The sequence below is a fragment of the bacterium genome (genome assembly GCA_019912885.1).
Lineage (GTDB): Bacteria > Lernaellota > Lernaellaia > JACKCT01 > JACKCT01 > JAIOHV01.
Genome location: JAIOHV010000209.1, coordinates 1 through 2851 on the forward strand (window position 1 = coordinate 1; position 2851 = coordinate 2851).

3 protein-coding genes are annotated in these 2851 nt (G+C 64.3%); 2 read left to right on the forward strand and 1 reads right to left on the reverse strand.

Annotation, left to right across the window (positions count from 1 at the left end; genetic code table 11):
- The coding region (locus K8I61_18690) for a hypothetical protein (GenBank protein ID MBZ0274073.1) at positions 1-415 on the reverse strand (415 nt) is incomplete at its 3' end.
- 166 nt (positions 416-581) lie between these two features.
- Between K8I61_18690 and K8I61_18695 the strand changes: the two genes are divergently transcribed.
- On the forward strand, positions 582-1454 hold the full coding sequence (locus tag K8I61_18695; GenBank protein ID MBZ0274074.1) for a hypothetical protein: 873 nt from the start codon (positions 582-584) through the stop codon (positions 1452-1454).
- 235 nt (positions 1455-1689) lie between these two features.
- Positions 1690-2851 (forward strand): hypothetical protein (locus K8I61_18700; protein MBZ0274075.1); only part of this gene is annotated, 1162 nt, incomplete at its 3' end.

Genomic DNA, 2851 nt, shown 5'->3' on the forward strand with positions numbered 1-2851 from the left:
AAAAAGCGGCGGCGATTTTGAGCAGCTCGTCGCGCAAAAGATCGTCGGAGTCGCGCGCGTGGATCAAACCGGCGCCAAGGACGATACGGACCATCGCGCGCAGCGCGAGATAGAGATCGGCCGCGACGGCGCCGGCGTTCGCGAGAAGGCGCCCGACGGCGGCGGGCGGCTTTCGCGCGGCGGGCAGGCTCGCAAGCGCGACGGAAAAGGCGTATCGGCGGCAGACCCAGTCGGCCCATTTTTGGGCGAGCACGGATGCCGGCGCGGGGCCGACCGGCCGCCGCACTCGATCGACCTCGACCGAGAGCTTGCCGGTGCCCGGCGCGGTCAGCTCGACGAGGCGCGCGATCGCGCCGCCGGGCGCCGGCGCTCGACCCGCGCCGTTGGATTTTCGATTTCGCCGCTCGTTCGACACCTCGCGATGGTAGATCGCCCGGCGCCGCAATGCCCGGAAAATGCTGCATTTTTGTGCAAAGGCTCGCTTGACGGACGACCGTGCCGTCGCGTCCCCCTAAAGTTCTCCGTTGACTTTGCGCGGATTTTGGCCGATTGGGATACTTCAACCCTTGGAGGACGACGCAATGACCCGAGGTTTTTTGACTTTGGCGTTCGTGATGTGTGCGCTCCTGGCCTTGGCGCCCGCCGCCTTTGCGCAGTGCACGGAGCTTTACGGACAGGCGAAGGGCCCGACGCTCGATGGCCCCGCGGCGCAGGATTTCGAGAGTTCGTCGGACACCTACGACTGCGCGGCGGCGGACGATTTCGAGGTGCCCTCCGGCGAAACCTGGAACATCGACGAGATTTACGTCGGCGGATCGGCAAGCCTGATCTCCAATCTCGACGGTGCGGCGTCGGGCGTTTATCTCGCGATCTTCGCGGATGACGCGGGCAAGCCCGATGGCCGGCCCTACACCGCGGACGTACCCGTTTGGACGGGCTTCTGGAGCCTGCCCGACGCCGACGTTACGCTGAGCGGCCTGGATTTCACGGCCGCTACGGATGCCAAGTTTTCGCTGACCGAAGGCGTTTACTGGCTGGTGTTTTACGTGCAAATGAACTTCGATCCCAACGGGCAATGGTACGGCCAGGGGTCCCCCGACACCTACGGCGAGATGGCCCAGTTCGTGAATCCTGGCGGCGGATTCGGGTCCGGCACCGATTGGATGGACGCCCCCATGGCAACATACGCGGATTTGACGTTTTCGCTGAGCGATTGCGGGCTTGGTGACGACGACGACGCGGCGGACGATGACGCGGCCGACGATGACGCGGCGGACGATGACGCGGCGGACGATGACGCGGCGGACGACGATTCGAATGATGACGACGCGAGCGATGATGACGATTTTGACGATGACGACGATGACGATGACGATGACGATGACGATTTTGACGACGACGACGACGACGATGACGACGACGATGATGACGACGACGACGGGTGCGGCTGCTAACGCGAACGAACTCCGAAAACAAAGACCATCACACGGACGTGGCCCGCGCCGCGTCCGTGTTTTTGTGCCGCCGTTCGCGGTGGTTGCCTGCCCGATTCCCGATTCGCGCTTGACAATCGATTCGCGCGGGATTGAAATCGACGCAAAGATTCCGTGATCTTCCGCCGTCGTTCGGGCGCAAGCCGCGAATGTGCGATTTGGCCGACGGACGACGGCAGCCTAAAGGAGGGACAACGTGCGCAAATTCCGTTGGATTTTTCTGACATTTGCGATCGTCGGCGCCGGTGCGCTGGTGTTCGCGGCGACGCCGCAAAGGCCGATTTCGGCGTTTACGGGTACGGCCGCGCAAGCCGCGAAGGCGATCGACTGGTCGCGGGTCGAATTGGAGCCCGGACTGGCGCTTGATATCGATGCCGCCTGGGCGGATACGGGCGACAACAGCACGTACGACACGATGGACAACGCCGCCGTGACGTACGGCGGAAAAATCTACAATTTCGCCGGTTACAGCTACTACTACGCCGGCGGCCTCGCCGAGGAGTACAACCCCGGCACCGGCATCTGGACGACAAAAGCCAGTGCGCCGCATTCCCTCGACTTCACGGTCGCGGCGACGGTCTGGGGCAGCCGCGCGTATATCGTCGCGGGCCAGGTGGATGGCAATCTCGCCCCTGCCGCGGGCGCGGGCGTCTTCCAGTATTACGATCTTGTCGGGAATACCTGGAACGACAGCCTCCCCGCGGTGCCCGGCAACCAGACCTGGGGCGCGCAACTCGTCACGATCGGCGACTACGTCTATCTCGTCGGCGGCGGCGGAATCCCCTCGGGCAGCCTCGTGCCGTCCAACCAGCTCCTGCGCTTCAACGCGAACGGCGGGTCTACGTGGGAGACCCGCACCAACATGCCCGCCGCCCGCTCGTTCCACTGCGCCTGGGTTTACAACGGTTTTATCGTCGTCGCCGGCGGCAATGACGGATCGATCGGGCGCGCGGAGGGTTATATTTATAACCCCACCACGAATTCGTGGACGGCGGACCCGCAACCCTTGCCGGCCACCCGTTGGGGCGGTGCGTGTGCCCAGGTCGGGAACAGCATCATTTACGCGGCAGGCGTCGATTCGACGTCCGCGCTCGCGCTGAACTCGTACATCCGCGACCTGTCAACCGTCACGGCCGCCTGGACGGTGCTCGGCAACATGGCGTACCCGGTTTATCGAACGTCGGGAACATCCGTCGGCAGCACCGCGTATGTGGTGAACGGGTCGATCGGCGGTTTCTTCCCGTGGTTCTACCTGCAAGAAAACCTCACGGGCGTTTCGACGACGACCACGACGACGACGGACACCGGCGCGACAACGACGACCTCGACGGGCGCGACCACCACGACCGGCGCGACCA

What these genes read in the sequence shown, in the direction of transcription:
- K8I61_18695 (MBZ0274074.1), top strand. Translation starts at nt 582, where the DNA reads ATGACCCGAGGTTTTTTGACTTTGGCGTTCGTGATGTGTGCGCTCCTG.